This is a genomic window from Lutibaculum baratangense AMV1 (assembly GCF_000496075.1).
Classification (GTDB): Bacteria; Pseudomonadota; Alphaproteobacteria; order Rhizobiales; family Tepidamorphaceae; genus Lutibaculum; species Lutibaculum baratangense.
In genome coordinates this window covers 175,422-193,686 of sequence record NZ_AWXZ01000007.1, presented here as the reverse complement: position 1 = coordinate 193,686, position 18,265 = coordinate 175,422, and the positions used below count along the sequence as shown (strand labels likewise).

General features: G+C 69.2%; 16 protein-coding genes. 13 read left to right on the top strand and 3 right to left on the bottom strand.

Features of this window, described 5'->3' with window-relative positions:
• Positions 1-13 precede the first annotated feature (13 nt).
• The 13 genes from mraY to recN all read left to right on the top strand — a co-directional run bounded on the left by mraY (position 14) and on the right by recN (position 16,083).
• Positions 14-1,102: a phospho-N-acetylmuramoyl-pentapeptide-transferase gene (gene mraY, locus N177_RS01590; RefSeq protein WP_023430470.1), complete on the top strand. Its 1,089-nt coding sequence runs from the start codon at positions 14-16 to the stop codon at positions 1,100-1,102.
• 4 nt (positions 1,103-1,106) lie between these two features.
• On the top strand, positions 1,107-2,510 hold the full coding sequence (gene murD, locus N177_RS01585) for a UDP-N-acetylmuramoyl-L-alanine--D-glutamate ligase (RefSeq protein ID WP_023430469.1): 1,404 nt from the start codon (positions 1,107-1,109) through the stop codon (positions 2,508-2,510).
• Entirely contained in the window at positions 2,510-3,658 is a 1,149-nt protein-coding gene (gene ftsW / locus N177_RS01580; protein ID WP_023430468.1) for a putative lipid II flippase FtsW, read from the top strand. Before murD ends, ftsW begins: the two co-directional genes overlap by 1 nt.
• A complete protein-coding gene (gene murG, locus N177_RS01575; protein WP_023430467.1) occupies positions 3,655-4,797 on the top strand; it encodes an undecaprenyldiphospho-muramoylpentapeptide beta-N-acetylglucosaminyltransferase in 1,143 nt (380 codons plus the stop codon). Before ftsW ends, murG begins: the two co-directional genes overlap by 4 nt.
• Positions 4,794-6,206, top strand: a complete 1,413-nt coding sequence (gene murC / locus N177_RS01570; protein WP_023430466.1) for a UDP-N-acetylmuramate--L-alanine ligase — start codon at positions 4,794-4,796, stop codon at positions 6,204-6,206. Before murG ends, murC begins: the two co-directional genes overlap by 4 nt.
• Positions 6,203-7,165: a UDP-N-acetylmuramate dehydrogenase gene (murB, locus tag N177_RS01565; RefSeq protein WP_023430465.1), complete on the top strand. Its 963-nt coding sequence runs from the start codon at positions 6,203-6,205 to the stop codon at positions 7,163-7,165. The genes murC and murB overlap by 4 nt, the downstream gene beginning before the upstream one ends.
• Before the next feature lie 182 nt (positions 7,166-7,347).
• Entirely contained in the window at positions 7,348-8,268 is a 921-nt protein-coding gene (locus N177_RS01560) for a D-alanine--D-alanine ligase (protein ID WP_023430464.1), read from the top strand.
• Positions 8,269-8,295: 27 nt separating this feature from the next.
• On the top strand, positions 8,296-9,213 hold the full coding sequence (locus N177_RS01555; protein WP_051402200.1) for a cell division protein FtsQ/DivIB: 918 nt from the start codon (positions 8,296-8,298) through the stop codon (positions 9,211-9,213).
• Positions 9,210-10,529, top strand: a complete 1,320-nt coding sequence (gene ftsA, locus N177_RS01550; RefSeq protein ID WP_023430462.1) for a cell division protein FtsA — start codon at positions 9,210-9,212, stop codon at positions 10,527-10,529. Before N177_RS01555 ends, ftsA begins: the two co-directional genes overlap by 4 nt.
• Positions 10,530-10,586: 57 nt before the next feature.
• Positions 10,587-12,200, top strand: coding sequence for a cell division protein FtsZ (gene ftsZ / locus N177_RS01545; protein ID WP_023430461.1), 1,614 nt, complete (start codon positions 10,587-10,589; stop codon positions 12,198-12,200).
• Between the two features lie 268 nt (positions 12,201-12,468).
• On the top strand, positions 12,469-13,410 hold the full coding sequence (gene lpxC / locus N177_RS01540) for a UDP-3-O-acyl-N-acetylglucosamine deacetylase (protein ID WP_023430460.1): 942 nt from the start codon (positions 12,469-12,471) through the stop codon (positions 13,408-13,410).
• A 134-nt stretch (positions 13,411-13,544) separates the two neighbouring features.
• Positions 13,545-14,414 (top strand): outer membrane protein assembly factor BamD, encoded by an 870-nt coding sequence (locus N177_RS01535; RefSeq protein ID WP_040484962.1) that lies wholly within the window; start codon positions 13,545-13,547, stop codon positions 14,412-14,414.
• 7 nt (positions 14,415-14,421) lie between these two features.
• The gene (gene recN / locus N177_RS01530) at positions 14,422-16,083 is read left to right on the top strand and encodes a DNA repair protein RecN (RefSeq protein ID WP_023430458.1); all 1,662 of its coding nucleotides are present in this window, start codon (positions 14,422-14,424) and stop codon (positions 16,081-16,083) included.
• 46 nt (positions 16,084-16,129) lie between these two features.
• Here the strand turns inward: recN and N177_RS01525 are convergent, their stop codons facing one another.
• The 3 genes from N177_RS01525 to N177_RS01515 form a co-directional block, all read right to left on the bottom strand.
• Positions 16,130-16,849, bottom strand: coding sequence for a ZinT family metal-binding protein (locus N177_RS01525; RefSeq protein WP_040484929.1), 720 nt, complete (start codon positions 16,847-16,849; stop codon positions 16,130-16,132).
• Between the two features lie 155 nt (positions 16,850-17,004).
• Positions 17,005-17,577 (bottom strand): cytochrome b, encoded by a 573-nt coding sequence (locus tag N177_RS01520; protein WP_023430456.1) that lies wholly within the window; start codon positions 17,575-17,577, stop codon positions 17,005-17,007.
• Positions 17,578-17,590: 13 nt separating this feature from the next.
• Positions 17,591-18,166, bottom strand: a complete 576-nt coding sequence (locus N177_RS01515; protein ID WP_023430455.1) for a YceI family protein — start codon at positions 18,164-18,166, stop codon at positions 17,591-17,593.
• Positions 18,167-18,265: the final 99 nt, after the last annotated feature.

The following is an 18,265-nucleotide window of genomic DNA, read 5'->3' as shown; positions in this document are numbered from 1 at the left end:
CCGGAAGACCCGAATGCTCTATTTTCTCGGCGAGTTTGGCGACCAGTTCCCGCTGCTGAACGTCCTGCGGTACATCACCTTCCGCACGGGCGGCGCCGTCATGACCGCCCTTCTCTTCGTCTTTCTCTTCGGCCCGGGCATCATCCGGATGCTGCGCCTGCGGCAGGGCAAGGGCCAGCCGATCCGCACCGACGGGCCGGCCGGGCACCTTCTGACGAAGCAAGGCACCCCCACCATGGGCGGGCTCATGATCCTGACGGGGCTCGTCGTCTCCGTCCTGCTCTGGGCGAATCTCGCCAACCCTTACGTGTGGATCGTGCTCTTCGTCACGCTCGGCTTCGGCCTGATCGGCTTCTACGACGATTACCTGAAGGTCACGAAGGCCTCTGCCAATAACGGCTTCTCCGGCCGCCAGAGGCTCGCCATCGAGACGCTGATCGCGGGCCTCGCCGTCTTCGCCGTGACGCTGGTAGGGCAGCCGCCGTTCTCCACGTCGCTCGCCCTGCCGTTCTTCAAGGACCTGATCATCAATCTCGGCTGGTTCTTCATTCCCTTCGGCGCCTTCGTCATCGTCGGCGCGGGGAACGCCGTGAACCTGACCGACGGCCTCGACGGCCTCGCCATCATGCCGGTCATGATCGCCGCCGGCACGTTCGGGATGATCTCCTATCTCGTCGGCAACGCCGTCTTCTCGGAATACCTGCAGATCCACTTCGTGAGCGGGACAGGCGAGCTCGCGGTCCTCTGCGGCGCGGTCATCGGCGCCGGCCTCGGCTTCCTCTGGTTCAACGCGCCGCCCGCCTCGATCTTCATGGGCGACACCGGCTCGCTCGCCCTCGGCGGCATGCTCGGCGCGATCAGCGTCGCCATCAAGCACGAGATCGTGCTGGCGATCGTCGGCGGCCTCTTCGTGCTCGAGGCGGTGTCGGTGATCGTGCAGGTCGTGTCCTACAAGCTGACGGGCAAGCGCATCTTCAAGATGGCGCCGCTCCATCACCATTTCGAGCAGCTCGGCTGGGGCGAGGCGCAGATCGTCGTGCGGTTCTGGATCATCGCCGGCGTGCTCGCGCTGATCGGCCTCTCCACGCTGAAGTTGAGGTGAGCTGATGATCCCGGTCACCTGCCTCGAGGGACACAAGGTCGCGATCTTCGGGCTCGCGCGCACCGGTCTCGAGGCCGCGCGCGCGCTGATCGCGGGCGGCGCCGAGGTGGTGCTCTGGGACGATTCCGCACCGCGCGCCGAGGAGGCGAGGCGGCAGGGCTTCCCCGTCGACGACCTGCGCGGGCTCGACTTCGGCGGGCTCTCCGCGCTCGTCCTCAGCCCGGGCGTGCCGCTCACGCACCCCGCGCCGCACTGGACGGTGGAGCGCGCGCTGGCCGCCGGGATCGAGATCATCGGCGACACCGAGCTGTTCTTCCGCGAAAGGGCGCACCGCGCTCCCGGGGCGGCGGTCGTGGCGATCACCGGCACCAACGGCAAGTCGACGACCACGGCCCTGATCGGGCACCTGCTCAGGCAGGCCGGTCGCCGCGTCGGCGTTGGAGGCAATATCGGCACCGCCTGCCTCAGCCTCGACGACCTGTCGCCGGACATCACCTACGTCCTCGAGATGTCGTCCTACCAGATCGACCTGACACCGACGCTGAACCCGAGCGTCGGCATCCTCCTCAACGTGACGCCGGACCACATCGATCGGCACGGCACCTTCGAGAACTACGCCGCCGTGAAGGCGCGCATGGTCATGGAAGCCGACAGGGCCGTGCTCGCCGTCGACGACGACGTCACGCGCGTCGTCGCGGCACAGGCGCGGGAGAGCGGTCGCGCGGTGACCGAAGTCTCCTGCCTCGGATCGCTCGACGCCGGGCTTTTCGCCGACGGCACCCGCCTCGTGTGGCGTGACGGCGAAGGGGACGGCGCCGTCGCCGATCTGGCCTCCGTTCCTGCCCTGCGCGGACAGCACAACGCACAGAACGCGGCCGCGGCCGTGGCCGCCGTCGTCGCGCTCGGCGTGCCGATGGAGGAGGCGACGCGCGGGCTGACGAGCTTTCCCGGCCTCGCTCACCGGATGGAAGAGGTGGCGCGGCACGGCCGCATCGTCTTCGTGAACGATTCAAAGGCGACGAACGCCGACGCGGCCTCCCGCTCCCTGTCGAGCTTCGAGCACATCCACTGGATCGCCGGCGGAAGGGCTAAATCGGGCGGGATCGACAGCCTCGAGGCGCTCTTCCCCCGCGTCGCGCGCGCCTATCTCATCGGCGAGGCGGCCGAGGCGTTTGCTCAGACCTTGGCGCACGCGAACGTCCCGCACGAGATCGCCGGTGATATGGAGGCGGCCGTTCGCGCGGCGGCAGAGAACGCGGAGAAGGACGCCGCCCCCGGCGTCGTGCTCCTCGCGCCTGCCTGTGCCTCCTTCGACCAGTTCGCAGACTTCGAAGCCCGCGGCGATGCGTTCCGGCGGTGTGTCGGCGCGCTCGACGGTGTCGCACTCAAGCCCAGAGAGGCTGTCTGATGCTTTCCCGCACCGATAGAAACGCGCTATCCGACTGGTGGTGGACCGTCGACCGCACGATGCTGGCGGCGCTCGCGGCCCTCATCTCGATCGGGCTCATCCTGTCCCTCGCGGCCAGTCCGGCGGTCGCGGAGCGCATCAACCTGTCGAGTTTCTACTTCGTCGAGCGCCAGGCCATGTATCTCGTGCCGGCGATCGCCGTGATGATCGGCGTCTCGCTTCTCGACGAGCGTCAGGGCAGGCGCGCGGCGCTCGTCATCTTCGTGATCGGCTGCGCTCTCATGGTGGCCACCCTCTTCGTGGGCGCCGAGGTAAAGGGCGCGCGGCGGTGGCTCTCGGTCGGCGGGGTGAACCTGCAGCCGTCGGAGTTCGTGAAGCCGGCCTTCGTGGTCCTCGTCGCCTGGCTCTTCGCGGAGCGCATCAAGCGGCCGGACATGCCGGGCAACCTCCTGGCCTTCGTGCTCCTCGGCATCTTCGTCGCGCTCCTCGTCCCGCAGCCGGATTTCGGCCAGACGATGCTCGCCACGCTCGTGTGGGGCGCCCTGTTCTTCGCGGCCGGCCTGTCATGGATCTGGATCTTCGCCCTTGCCGGCATCGCCGCGATGGGCATCGTGCTCGCCTATTTCATGCTGCGCCACGTGAGGGAGCGTATCGACGGCTTCCTGACCCCCGGTTCGGCCGACACCTACCAGGTCGACCGGTCGCTCGAGGCCTTCGTGAATGGCGGCTGGCTCGGCCGCGGCCCGGGCGAGGGCATCGTGAAGCAGTCGCTGCCGGACAGCCACGCCGACTTCGTGTTCGCCGTCGCCGGCGAGGAGTTCGGCGCGGTCGCCTGCATGCTGCTCGTCCTGCTCTTCGCATTCATCGTGCTCCGCGGCATCGGACATGCGGGTCGCAGCGAGGATCCCTACCCGCGCCTCGCGATCACCGGGCTCGTCGTCCTGTTCGGGCTGCAGTCGGTCATCAACATGGCGGTGAACCTCAGTCTCATGCCGGCAAAGGGCATGACGCTCCCCTTCGTCTCGTTCGGCGGCTCGTCGATCATCTCGCTCGCCTACGCGATGGGCATGGTGCTGGGGCTCAGTCGCCGCCGCGCGCAGGCCGCTCCGATCATCAAGGACCTCGTCCCCGGCGCGGGGCGGGCATGAGCGGGAGGCAGCGCGACAAGCCGCTCATCCTGCTGTCCGCCGGTGGCACGGGGGGCCATCTCTTCCCGGCCCAGGCGCTGGCGGAGGCGCTCGTCGAGCGAGGCTACGAGGTCGACCTCGCGGCCGACGAGCGCGTCGACCGTTTCCGCTCGAGCTTTCCCGCGCGGGAAGTCCACGTGGTGCCGTCGGCGACGCTCAGCGCGCGCAACCCGGTCGCCTATGCCCGCACGGGCCTCGTGCTCGGCTCCGGCTTCCTGAGGGCTCTCGGCATCCTGCGAAGGACCGGGCCGAAGGCTGTCGTGGGGTTCGGCGGGTATCCCACGGTGCCGCCGCTCCTGGCCGCGCGGACCCTCCGCATCAAGACGGCCATTCACGAGCAGAATGCAGTCCTCGGACGCGCGAACCGGATGCTCGCCTCGAAGGTGGATCTCGTCGCGACGAGCTTCCCGAAGGTCCACATGCTGGGCGAGAACGCGGCGAAGGCCGTCTTCACGGGCGCCCCGGTACGGGCGGCGGTGAAGGCGGCCGCGCGGCCCTATGAGGCGCCTGCCGTGGATGGAGAGTTCCGCCTCCTCGTCTTCGGCGGCAGCCAGGGCGCGAAGATCCTGTCCGACGTCGTGCCGGGTGCCGTCGCGAGGCTTCCCGAGGCGGATCGCAGGCGACTGAAGATCGTGCAGCAGTGCCGCCAGGAGGACATCGCGCGCGTCCGGGCGGGATACGGGGCGCTCGGCGTCGAGGCCGAGCTTCAGCCCTTCTTCATGGACATGCCGCAGCGGATCGCCGACGCCCACCTCGTCGTCTCGCGGTCCGGCGCGAGCACCGTCGCCGAGCTGGCCGTGATCGGGCGGCCGGGAATCCTCATCCCGTTGCCGCACGCACTCGACAACGACCAGCTTCTGAACGCCACCGCCATGGCGAAGGCAGGGGGCGGCTGGCTCCTGCCGCAGGCCTCGCTCGACGCACACAGGCTGGCCGACGAAATCAAGAACCGGATGGACGACCCTCAGGGGCTCGCCGCCGGAGCGTCCGCGGCGGGGCAGGTCGGGAACGCCGATGCCGCCGCGACGCTCGCCGACGTGGTGATCGCCCTCGCCGAGGGCCGGGCCATCCCCAACACGAAGTCTGGACATCACGAATGAAGCAACCGCAGGAAACCGGCATCATCCATTTCGTCGGGATCGGCGGCATCGGCATGAGCGGCATCGCCGAGATCCTCCACAATCTCGGCTACTCCGTGCAGGGCAGCGACATCGCCGAGAACGCGAACGTCAAGCGGCTCCGCGACATGGGGATCGCCGTCTCGATCGGCCACGACGCGAAGAACCTCGGCGACGCCACCGTCGTCGTCGTGTCTTCCGCGGTGAAGCGCGACAACCCGGAGCTTTCGTCGGCGCGCCAGCAGCGCCTTCCCGTCGTGCGGCGGGCCGAGATGCTGGCGGAGCTCATGCGCCTCAAGGACTGCGTCGCCGTCGCCGGCACGCACGGCAAGACGACGACCACGTCGATGGTGGCTGCGCTCCTCGATGCCGGCCAGTTCGATCCGACCGTCATCAACGGCGGCATCATCAACGCCTGGGGCACGAACGCCCGGCTGGGTGCCGGCGACTGGATGGTCGTCGAGGCCGACGAATCGGACGGGACCTTCGTGAAGCTGCCGGCCGAGGTCGCGATCGTCACGAACATGGACCCCGAGCATCTCGACCACTACGGCTCCTTCGACGGGGTGAAGGCGGCGTTCCGCGCCTTCGTCGAGAACGTGCCGTTCTACGGCTTCGCCGTGATGTGCACCGACCACCCGGAGGTCCAGACGCTCGTGCGCACGATCGAGGATCGCGAGGTCGTGACCTACGGTGAGAACCACCAGGCCGACGTGCGCCTGGTCGACGTCTCGTTCGCAGGCGGCAAGACGCATTTCTCGGTCGTTTTCCGCGATTACCGTACCGGCGCGACGCGCCGGCTCGACGATCTCGTCCTGCCGATGCCGGGCAAGCACAACGCGCTGAACGCGACCGCCGCGATCGCCGTCGCCGACCGGCTCGGCGTGCGGGGAGAGCAGATCGCCCGGGCGCTTGCAGGCTTCGGCGGCGTCAATCGCCGCTTCACGCTGACGGGCACCTGGAACGGCGCCTCGATCTACGACGACTACGGCCACCATCCCGTCGAGATCTCGGCGGTGCTTCGCGCCGCTCGCAGCGCCACCGACAAGAAGGTGATCGCGATCGTGCAGCCGCACCGCTACACGCGGCTCCAGAGCCTGTTCCCGGAGTTCTGCACCTGCTTCAACGACGCCGATACCGTCTTCGTCGCCGACGTCTATTCGGCGGGGGAAGCGCCGATCGAGGGTGCCGACCGTGACGGGCTCGTCGCGGGTCTCAGGACCTCGGGCCACCGCGACGCGCGTCCGCTCTCTTCGCCCGACGCCCTTGCCGGGGAGGTGCGGAACCTGGCGGGGCCGGGCGACATCGTCGTCTGCCTCGGGGCCGGAAACATCACACAGTGGGCGCATGCGCTCCCGAAGCAGCTTGCCGAAAGCGACCGTCCGGCATGAGCCACGCCGACATCCTTCCCGCCCTGCGCGAGGCCGCGCCGGACCTCAGGGGCCGGCTCTCGGCCAACGAGGACATGGCGCCGATCACCTGGTTCCGCGTCGGGGGACCGGCACAGGTCCTGTTCTCGCCGGCCGACGAGGAGGATCTCGCATATTTCCTCTCGAGGGCCCCGTCCGACCTTCCCGTTCGGGTGATCGGCCTCGGCTCGAACTCTCTCATCCGCGACGGCGGCGTGCCCGGCGTGGTCGTGCGGCTCGGGCGCGGCTTCGCGAAGGTCGAGGTGGAGGAGGGCGGTCGGCTGCGTGTCGGGGCGGCGGTTCCGGACGTGAAGGTCGCGCGCGCGGCCGCCGATGCTGCGCTGTCGGGCCTCTCCTTCTTCCGGGGCATTCCCGGCGGCCTCGGCGGGGCACTGCGGATGAACGCGGGGGCCTATGGCGGCGAGACGAAGGACGCGCTCGTCTCCGTCCGCGCCGTCGACCGCTCCGGCCGCATCCGCGAGGTGCCGGCGGCGGAACTCGGCATGAGCTACCGCCACAGCGAGGCGCCGGCCGACTGGATCTTCACCGAGGCGCTGTTCCAGGGCGATGAGGGTGATCGCGAGACGATTCTCGCCGAGATGAACGCGATCACGGACAGCCGGGAGTCGTCCCAGCCGGTGAAGAGCCGCACCGGCGGCTCGACCTTCAAGAACCCGCCGGGCGGCAAGGCCTGGCAGCTCGTCGACCAGGCGGGATGCCGCGGCCTCAGGATCGGCGGCGCGCAGGTCTCCGAGATGCACTGCAACTTCCTCATCAACACGGGCGACGCGACCGCCCACGACATCGAGACGCTCGGCGAGACCGTCCGCGCCCGCGTGCTCGAGACGAGCGGCGTCGCGCTCGACTGGGAGATCAAGCGGGTGGGCGACTTCGCCGCCGGCCGCGAGGTCGAGCCGTTCCTCGGCCGCCGCGCCGCCTGAGGAGCCGCGCCCGTGGCCGGAGACGGCCGCCCCATCCTCCGTGTCCGCACGGGCCGCGCCGGAGCGGCCGCGGACGTCAGACGCCGACGAGCCTCGACACGAAGTCCGCGATCGATCCTGTGCACGAGCCCGTCGGCCATCCGAACGGCAGAGCCTGTTCGCAACAGAAGGGTTGAGAAGCGATGACGAAGCACGTTGCCGTCCTGATGGGCGGCTGGTCCGCGGAGCGTGAGGTCAGCCTCTCCTCCGGCACCGCCTGCGCGAAGGCCCTCGAGGAGGCCGGCTACCGCGTCACGAAGGTCGACGTGGACAGGACGATCGGCTCGGTGCTGCAGGAACTGAAGCCCGACGTCGTCTTCAACGCCTTGCACGGACCTTTCGGAGAAGACGGCAAGGTCCAGGGATTGCTGGAGTTTCTCGGCATCCCCTACACCCACTCCGGCGTTCTCGCCTCGGCCCTGGCGATGGACAAGTCGCGGGCGCGGACGATCTTCAAGGCGGCCGGAATCCCCGTCGCGGAGGGCAGGCTCGTCGACCGCCTGGAGGCGGCGAGGCGGCACGTTCTGCCGCCTCCCTACGTCATCAAGCCGAACGCCGAAGGGTCGAGCTTCGGCGTCTTCATCGTGCCCGAGGGCCGCGAGCATCCGCCGCAGGAGCTCTACTCCGACGAGTGGAAGTTCGGCGACGAAGTCCTTGTGGAACGTTACGTTTCCGGCCGCGAGCTGACCTGCGCGGTGATGGGCGACGTGGCCCTCGGCGTGATCGATATCGTGCCCGAGCAGGGCTTCTACGATTTCCAGGCAAAATATGCCGCCGGCGGCTCTCGCCACATTCTGCCGGCCGAGATTTCACCCTTTGTTTACCAAGAAGTGCAGAGAGTAGCGCTCAAGGCGCATCAAGCGCTCGGGTGTCGCGGCGTGAGTCGAGCGGACTTCCGGTACGACGAAAGGGCGGAGGGTGCCTCCGGTCTCGTCTGCCTCGAGGTCAACACGCAGCCCGGCATGACGGCGACGTCCCTCGTGCCGGAAATGGCCGCGCACGCGGGGCACAGCTTTCCCGAGCTGGTGCGCTGGATGGTCGAGGATGCCGGGTGCAACCGCTAGGGCGCAGGTATGGGTAGAGTTCACGAAATGCTCCAGTCGTCGGGTGCCGGGAGGCAGAGAAGGTCCCGCCTTCTCGATGCGCTCGGCGTCGGTGCCTACGCCCCCGCCCTTAGGGTGGCGCGGAGCTTCGTCGAGCTGCACCTGCCGCGCCGCGCGGGGCTGATGGCGACGGGCGCCTTCTTCGCGGCGACGACCGCCTACGGCATCGTTCTCGGCGACCACATCCAGAGCTTCCGCGAAGGGGCCGTCCGCGCCACGGCGGAGGTCGCCGCCGTGACGGGCCTCGGGGTCCACAGCATCCAGATCACGGGGGCGGACGAGACGAGCGAGGACGAGATCGTCCAGGCGCTCGACCTCGCCTCGTCGCCGTCGATCCTGACCTTCGATCCCTTCCTGGCCCGGCAGCGCCTCATGGAGCTGCCGTGGGTCGAGGAGGCGACCGTCCAGAAGCTGTACCCGAACACCCTCCGGATCGACGTCAAGGAGCGCGAGGCGTTCGCCCTCTGGCAGATCGGCGGGATCGTCTCGATCGTCGGCCGGGATGGCGGCGCGATCGAGGAGCTGACCGAGCCGCGCTTCGCGAGCCTCCCGCTCCTCGTCGGCTACGGCGCGAACCGCGGCGCCGCCGACCTCATGGACATCGTCCGGGCGCATCCGCGCGTCGCGGCCCGCTTCCGCGCCGCCGTCCGGGTCGCCGACCGGCGCTGGAACGTGCGGCTCGACAACGGGGTCGAGGTGAAGCTTCCCGAGGTGGACGCCGCGGGGGCGGTCGCGGAGCTCGCGGAGCTCGATCGCGACGAGGCCCTTCTCTCCCGCGATCTCGTGGCCGTGGATCTACGCCTCCCCGACCGCATCATCCTGAAGCTCTCGGAGCAGGCCGCCATGCAGCGCAAGGCGAGCTTCGAAGGCCGCAACGGCCGCAAGAACAAGGGCAAGAGCATATGACGAGGCGTCAGGACGACTGGCTGCCCCGGTCGAAGGGCGTCGCCGCCGGCAAGGCCGCCGTGGTCGCCGTGCTCGACATCGGATCGATCAAGATCACCTGCGTGATCGCCCGGCTGAAGCCGCAGGGCAAGGAGCAGGAAGCGCGCAGCCACGCCATCGAGGTGCTCGGCGTGGGCCACCAGCGCGCGACCGGCATGAAGCGCGGCGCGATCGTCGACATGGAGGCGACGGAGCGCTCCATCCGCCTCGCCGTCGACGCGGCCGAGCGGATGGCCGGCGTCACCGTCGCGTCGGTGATCGTCAATCTCGGCGCCGGGCGCCTGAACAGCCAGAACTTCTCGGCCTGCGTCGACGTCGTGGGCCCGGAGGTCAAGGAGGGCGACGTTCGCCGCGGCCTTGAGGCCGGCCGCGCCCATTCCATACAGTCGAGCCGCGTCGCCCTGCACGCCCTGCCGATCGCCTTCTCGCTCGACGGCGCCGGCGGCATCCGCGATCCGCGCGGCATGGCCGGCCACGAGCTCGGCGTCGACATGCATCTCGTCACCGCCGAGGCCGCGCCCGCGCGCAACCTCGTCCTGTGCGTCGAGCGCTGCCACCTGACCGTCGAGGCCGTCGTGGCGAGCCCGTATGCGGCGGGGCTGGGCGCAATGGTCGGCGACGAATCGGAGCTTGGTTCCGCCGTCATCGACATGGGCGGCGGCACGACGACCTACGGGATCTTCGCTCATGGCCGCTTCGTCTACTCCGACGGGGTGGCGATAGGCGGTCACCACATCACCATGGACCTGGCGCGCGGCCTCTCCACCTCGCTCGAGGCGGCGGAGCGGATCAAGACGCTCTACGGCAGCGCGCTCGGCGCGGGCTCCTTCCATGGCGACGGCATCAGCGTCCCGCTGGTGGGGGAGGTCGAGGGAGCCGGCGGCAGCCACCTCGTCTCGCGGGCCCAGATCACCGAGATCGTACGCCCCCGCGTCGAGGAGATCCTGGAGCTCCTGCGCGAGAGGTTCCGCGCCACGCCGTTCTCCGGCCTCGCCGGCGGGCGGGCGGTGCTCACGGGCGGCGCGAGCCAGCTGCCCGGGATGGTCGAACTGGCCGAGAGGATCCTCGGCCTCAAGATCCGCATTGGCAGGCCCGTCGGCGTGAAGAACTTGCCCGACGCGGCCAAGGGCCCGGCCTTCGCCGTCACGGCCGGTCTGCTCGCCTACCCGCTGGTGGCCAATGTGGAACATCACCGGCGCGGGGCCGGTGGCGCTCATGCGGGTACGTCCGGCGGCTATCTCGCGCGCGTCGGGAACTGGATACGCGAAAGCTTCTGAAGTGTCTGCGGCGGCCACGGTGCCGGCAGAGAACAAGTGATTAGAGACGAGGGTGCCATGACCATCAACCTGAAGATGCCGGACATCACCGAGCTGAAGCCAAAGATCACGGTTTTCGGCACCGGCGGCGCCGGCGGCAATGCCGTCAACAACATGATCGAATCGGGGCTCAAGGGCGTCGAGTTCGTCGTGGCCAACACCGATGCGCAGGCGCTGTCGACCTCGGCGGCCGAGCGCATCATCCAGATGGGTGTCGCCGTCACCGAGGGTCTGGGCGCCGGCTCCCAGCCCGAGGTCGGCCGCGCGGCCGCCGAGGAGGCGATCGACGAGATCAACGACCACCTTTCCGGCGCCCACATGGTGTTCATCACCGCCGGCATGGGCGGCGGCACCGGCACGGGCGCCGCACCTGTCATCGCCCAGGCGGCGCGGGATCTCGGCATCCTGACGGTGGGCGTCGTGACGAAGCCCTTCGACTTCGAGGGCAAGCGCCGCATGAAGGTCGCGGAGGCGGGCATCGAGGAGCTGCAGAGCTGCGTCGACACGCTGATCGTGATCCCGAACCAGAACCTGTTCCGGATCGCGAACGAGCGCACCACCTTCGCCGAAGCCTTCGCGATGGCCGACCAGGTGCTCTACTCGGGCGTCGCCTGCATCACCGACCTCATGGTGAAGGAAGGCCTCATCAACCTCGACTTCGCCGACGTGCGCGCCGTCATGCGCAACATGGGCAAGGCGATGATGGGCACCGGCGAGGCGTCGGGCGACAAGCGCGCGATCCAGGCAGCCGAGGCGGCCATCGCGAACCCGCTTCTCGACGAGATCTCGATGCGCGGTGCGCGAGGCCTCCTGATCTCGATCACCGGCGGCAACGACCTCACTCTCTTCGAGGTCGACGAGGCGGCCACCCGCATCCGCGAGGAGGTCGACCCGGAGGCGAACATCATCCTCGGCGCCACCTTCGACGAGAGCCTCGAGGGCGTCATCCGCGTCTCCGTCGTCGCCACGGGCATCGACCAGGCCGGCACCGCCGTCGAGCGCACGGCCGAGGCGGCGATCAACGACCTCACCGAGCGTCTCCGCAAGCCGAAGGAAAGGCCGGTCCAGATCCAGGCGCAGCGCCCGGAGCCGCAGGCCTACCAGCCGGAGCCGTCCTACGAGCACGCTCAGGCGGCCGACCTGCAGGATGACGCGCCGGAGAGCTTCGTCTCGCAGGACGAGCAGGACTTCTATGCGGACGAGGCCTACTACGGGCACGAGGAGCCGCAGCAGGCGATCGAGCCGCAGACCCCTCATGGCGGTCCCAGGCTGCCGCGCGTCGAGGACTTCCCTCTCGTCGCGCAGCGCGAGATGCGTGCGCACGGCATGATCCCGGGGGCGGCCGAGGCCGCGCCCGAGGCCGCGCGCCGCAAGCCTGGCCTGCTCGGCCGTCTGGCGCAGAACTTCGCGCGCCGGGACGAGGAGCCCGAGGCGCAGCAGCAGCCGCAGCGGGAGGCTCCGGCCCCGGCACGCGAGCCCGTCTCGGAGTTCGCGAAGCCCGCGCCCCGGCCGCAGGCTCCTGCGCCGCAGCAGCGTCACGCCCCGCAGGTGGCGAGCGCCCCCCGTCGCCCGGCCGCGGTGGAAGACGACCAGTACGAGATCCCGGCCTTCCTCCGCCGGCAGGCGAACTGAGGCGGGACGCGACGAAGCTGGGGACGGAGGGCGCGAAAACGCCCTCCGTTCCCGCGTAACAGAGCGTAAACAAGCGTGATTTGGCTCGACCAGGGGGACTCGCTAAAAGCTGACGCATCGGGATCCCGCGTCGCGCACGCGAGTTCGATTCCCGATCGCTCCGGAGCTCTCCCGGATATCTCACGACCGAGCCGGCCGCAGCACCGCGACGAAAGCTCGGACTGACAGACCTCGGTCGGCGCTTCGCCGGCTCCTCGAGACGGGCACGATGAACACCACGCTTCAGACCACGATCCGCAACGAAATCCGGCTCTCGGGCGTGGGGGTCCACAGCGGCGACAGGGCGACCGTCAGGCTGCAGCCGGCAGGCGCTGATGCGGGTATCGTCTTCGTGAGCGTCGCCAACGGCGGCGAGATCGAGATTCCTGCACTCCATTCCTCCGTCGTGTCGACGGCACGTTGCACCGTGCTGGGCAACGAGCGCGGCTCGATCGCGACCGTCGAGCATCTGATGGCGGCGATCGCGGGTCTGGGGATAGACAACCTCCTCGTCGAGGTCGACGGCCCGGAGATGCCGATCATGGACGGGAGTTCCGCCCCGTTCGTGGAGGCGATCCTCGCGGTCGGAATTCGTGCGATCTCGGCGCCGCGCCGCTACATCAAGGTTCTGAAGCCCGTTCGCGTGCAGGAAGGCGGAGCGTCCGGCGAGCTTCTGCCGTTCGACGGCCGGCGCGTCGAGCTGGAGATCCGTTTCGACGACGAGCTGATCGGCAGGCAGTCCTACGCGTTCGATTTCGCGGGCGGCAGCTTCGCACGGGACGTCTCGCGGGCGCGCACCTTCGGCTTCCTCAGAGACGTCGAGACGATGTGGGCGAAGGGCCTCGCGCTCGGCGCGTCCCTCGACAACACGCTCGTGGTCGGCGAGGGCGAGGTGGTCAATCCGGAGGGGCTGCGTTACGCCGACGAGTTCGTGCGCCACAAGGTGCTCGACGCGATCGGCGATCTGAGCCTCGCTGGGGCGCCCATCCTGGGCTCGTATCGCTCGGTGCGCGGCGGCCACCGGATCAACGCCGCGGTCGTGTCCGCACTGATGGCCGATCCCGATGCGTGGAGCTGGAGCTACGGCCAGCCCTCCGGGCGGCGCAGCGCGGCCCATGCCGATCTCGGGGCTCGGCTGCCGGCTGCCGCCTACGGACCGGAAGTGTCCTGAGCGCGTGTCACATTTCCGCTCGATTGCACCGGCAGCGAGATCCCGCGGCCAATGGTTGCGCCGGCGCGGGTTTCAGCTAAAGTCCGCCCGGCTCGGCCGAGACGAGCGGAGATAGCAACGGTTTGCACGACCTCATGAGCACGCCAAAGAGTACGAGCCGCGCACGCGCCTTCCCGATCCAGTCGCTGCGGGCCCTCATGCTCGCGAGCGTGGCCCTGACGGCTGCCGGCTGCAGCGGGTTCGGCGGCAAGAGCGAATTCGCCAACATCCAGGAAGACCCGGCCGACCAGCTCTACAACGAGGGTCTCGCCCTCATCAGCTCCGGCTCCTACAACGAGGCCGTGAAGAAGTTCGAGGAGGTCGACCGCATCCACCCGTACTCGGAGTGGGCGCGCCGGTCCCTTCTCATGGCGACCTACGCCAACTACGAGGGCGGCAACTACACCGACGCGATCGCGTCGGGCAGGCGCTACGTCACTCTCTATCCCGGCAGCGAGGATGCGGCTTACGCGCAGTACCTCGTCGCGGAATCCTACTATCAGGAGCTTTCCGACGTCGGCCGCGACCAGCAGCGCGCGGAGCGGGCGTCGGCCGCCTATCGCGAGATCCTCGAGAAGTACCCGAACTCCGAGTATGCGGTGCAGGCGCGCGAGAAGCTGGATGTCGCGCGTGACCAGCTCGCCGGCAAGGAGATGGAGGTCGGGCGCTACTATCTCGGCAAGCGCCAGTACCTCGCGGCGATCAACCGCTTCCGCACGGTCGTCACCGACTATCAGACTACCCGCCATGTCGAGGAGGCGCTGCTGCGCCTGACCGAGTCCTACTACGCGCTCGGCATCGTGCAGGAAGCCCAGACCGCCGCGGCGGTCCTCGGCTACAACTATCCCGACAGCCAGTGGTACAGGGACGCCCACACGCTTCTCCAGAAGGGCGGCTACGAGCCCGAGGAGAACAAGAAGTCCTGGATCAGCCGGGCCTTCAGCAGCTCGGGCTCGCTCCTGTGAGAGGGCGATGCTGTCGACCCTGTCGATCCGCGACATCGTCATCATCGACCGGCTCGACATCCACTTCACGCCGGGCCTGAGCGCGCTCACCGGCGAGACCGGAGCGGGCAAGTCGATCCTGCTCGATTCGTTCTCGCTCGCCCTCGGCGGCCGGGGCGACGCGGGCCTCGTGCGACGCGGGGCCGATCAGGGGCAGGTGACGGCCCTGTTCGAGCTCGAACCGCACCATCCCGCGCGGTCCGTGCTGCAGGAGGCGGGCTTCGACGCCGAGGGCGAGCTCATCCTGCGCCGGATCCAGAGCGCCGACGGCCGCACCCGCGGCTTCGTGAACGACCAGCCGGCGAGCGCCCAGATGATGCGCCGCGTCGGTGCCGCCCTCGTCGAGATCCACGGCCAGCACGCCGACCGCGCCCTCGTCGACCCCACCGAGCACCGCCGCCTGCTCGACGCCTTCGCGGGCCTCGAGCCCGACGTCGCGGAGATCGGCCGGCTGTGGCGCGAGTGGCGCTCCCTGCGCGAGGCGCACGAGGAGGCGCGGGAGGCGCTCGAGAAGGCCGCGTCCGAGCGTGAGTATCTCGAGCACGCCGTCGAGGAGCTCGACCAGCTCGGCCCCGAGCCAGGCGAGGAGGAGCGGCTCGCCGACCGTCGCCAGGTCATGATGCACTCGGAGAAGCTCGTCGGCGAATTGAACGAGGCGAACGAGATCGTGGGCGGCCACGCCTCGCCCGGGCCCGTCGTCGCGGCGGCGCTCCGGCGGCTCGAGCGGCGGGCGGGCGACCTGCCGCAGCTCCTCGAGCCCGTCGTCGCGGCGCTCGAGCGGCTCTACAACCAGATCGACGAGGCGCAGCAGGCGATCGAGCACGCGCTCTCCGAGGCGGCCTTCGACCCGCGCGAGCTCGAGGCGACGGAGGAGCGGCTCTTCGCCTTGCGCGCCGCCGCCCGGAAGCACCAGGTGCAGGTCGACGATCTCGCGGCATTGCGCGAGAGGCTGCGTTCGCAGCTTCAGGAGATCGACACCGGCGGACAGCGCCTGGAGGCGCTCGAGGCCAGTCTCGCCGATGCGAAGCGCGCCTATGACGCCGCGGCCTCGCGCCTGTCGGAGGCGCGCCGCGCGGCGGCCACGCAGCTCGACGAGGCGGTCGCGCACGAATTGCCGCCGCTGCGGCTCGAGCGCGCGAGGTTCGAGACGCGCGTCGACACCGACGGGCGACCCGGCGCCGAGGGGCTCGACCGGGTGGAGTTCTGGGTCCAGACGAACCCCGGCACCCATCCCGGCCCACTGCTGAAGGTCGCCTCCGGCGGCGAGCTTTCGCGCTTCCTCCTCGCCCTCAAGGTCGCCCTCGCGGACAGGGGCAGCGCGCCGACGCTCGTGTTCGACGAGATCGACGTCGCCGTCGGCGGCGCCGTCGCCGACGCGATCGGCGCGCGGCTCGCCCGCCTCGCCGAGCGGGTCCAGGTGCTGAGCGTGACGCACGCGCCGCAGGTCGCGGCGCGCGCGAGCCGGCATCTCCTCATCCGCAAGGACGGCGATGCCGACACGGTGTCGACGCGCGTCGAGCCGCTGGAGGGCCCGGCGCGGCGCGAGGAGATCGCGCGCATGCTCTCGGGCGCCACCATCACCGACGAGGCGAGGGCGGCGGCCGAGCGGCTGATGAAGGCGGGCGGCTAAGCTCCGGGTTGTCTGACGCCGGAAGCCGCGCTGCGCCGCCCGTGGCTCAGTGCGCCATCATCTCGCGGACGATCTCCTCTGCGCTGAGCGAGGAGGGGTAGTAGGTCGGCCAGTTCGTGACCTCCTCGAGAAGCGCCGCGCGATCGTCGCCCCAATAGAGGTGGTAGTGATCGGCCTTCTCGGGGGCGATCCGATGGTCGCTGAACTGGATGAAGTCCGGCGCCGCCTCGTCGCCGTCGGTCTTCTCGAAGATGAAGCGCACGCCTCGGTTTCCCGCCTTGTATGTCAGGATCTCGTAGCCGTCGCTGGCGTACCGGCCCTCCAGTGGCTCGCCGTTCTCGTAGAAGGTGACGGTGTCGCCGCTGATCGTGATGCGCTCGACATCCGTCCTGTAGCCGGTGTCGTAGTACGCCCGGTACTCCTCAGCGGTCTTGTCTCCGTGGGCCGCCTTGTGGACCATGACCTCGTCCAGGCTGCCGTCCTGCAGATACGGGTAGACCGACTGCCAGTCCCCCTCCCAGTCCGAAAGCTGCCGCGCCTCGATCTGGCTGTCCTCGAAGTGCCCCTTGTAGATCGCGTCGGAGCCGTGCGAGTGGCCGTGGGCCTGCTCCTGGCCGTGATCATGGTCGTGATCGTGCGCGTGGCTGTCCGCCTGCGCGGCCGGCTCCTGGTTGTTTCCGCCGTCCTGGGCCTTTGCCTGGCCGGCAGCGAACAGTGCTGCGCCCAGCATCAGCGCGCCGAAAGACCGCGTCATTCCCCTACGCATCAGGTAGATCCTTCCTTCTTGCCGCACCTCGGTGCTCGGAGACCGTAATGTTATAACATTACAATCGGTGGCTTAACGGGCTGTCGGCGCGATGGCAAGGCGGTAATGCGTGTTGGCGATGGCGGTGTCGCAGGGGGCGGGCAGCCGCGTGGGAGCTAACGCCCCCACGCCATGCGCTTCAGAACATCGTCCCGGTCGACGAGATGGTGCTTCAGCGCCGCGGCTGCATGCAGGGCGAGGATCGCGATCATCGCCCAGGCGGCCCATTCGTGGACGGTGCCGGCCGCGTCGGCGATCGCCTTGTTGCCCGGCACCCACGGATCGGGCATCTCGAACAGCCCGAACACCATGTTGCGGATCGAGAACAGGTCCTGCGTCGTCGAGGCGGACGCCATGACCCACCCCGACAGGGGCAGGACGAACATCAGCACGTAGAGGGCCGCATGCGTCGCGTGCGAGGCCGCGGCCTGCCAGCGCGGCTGGCCCGGCGGGTGGCGTGGCGACCGCCGGTTGGCGAGCCGCCACGCGATCCGCGCGAGGACGAGCACGAACACCACGAAGCCCCAGCTCTTGTGGAGCTGGAACAGCCGGAACTGCTCCGTCAGCTCGGAGACGACATCCGTCATGTAGATCCCGAGACCGAGCTGGAAGAGGATGATCGCGGCGATCGACCAGTGGAGGAGGCGCGCGACCCAGCCCCAGCTCTCGGTGGTGTTCCGGCCTCGCATATCGTGCCTCGCCTCAGCCTTCGTTGTTGAGCTCGACGTTGATCGTCACCGGCAGCACCGTGCCGATGGCCGGGGCATAAGCGTCGACGCCGAACTCCGTGCGGTCGATCTCGCCGGTCAGGGTGAAGCCCGCCACCTGCTGGTCGGGATTCATCGGGCTCGGCGCGATCTTGTTGATCTTCGCCTGCAGCGTGACGGGCTGCGTCACGTCCCTGATCGTCAGGTCGCCGGTGATCTCGGCCGTGTCGTCACCCGTCCTGGTGATCTCGCCGGAGACGAAGGTGATCTCGGGATAGTTCGCCACGTCGAGGAAGTCGCCGCCGCGAATGTGCTCGTCGCGCGCATCCCAGAAGGTCGTGATGCTGCCTGCGTCGATCGTGACGGAGAACGAGGCGTTCTCGAGGTTCTCGGGATCGAAGCTCTCGATGTCGGCCGCAACCTCGGGGAAGACGGCGGTCACGTTCGAGTAGCCGAGATGCTCGACCTCGAACACGACGGCGCTGTGGGAGGGGTCGAGCTGCCAGTTGGCGGAGGCCGCGACGGGGGCCAGGGCGAGCGTTGAGGCGAGGGCGATAGAGCGAAGAATCATGCGAATGCTCTCCTTCTTGGGGTTGGTTCGCGCCGAACATGGCGGTTTTCGCCTGCGAGTTAAGCCCTCGCCGGAGAACAGCTTGTTCACCAGATGCAG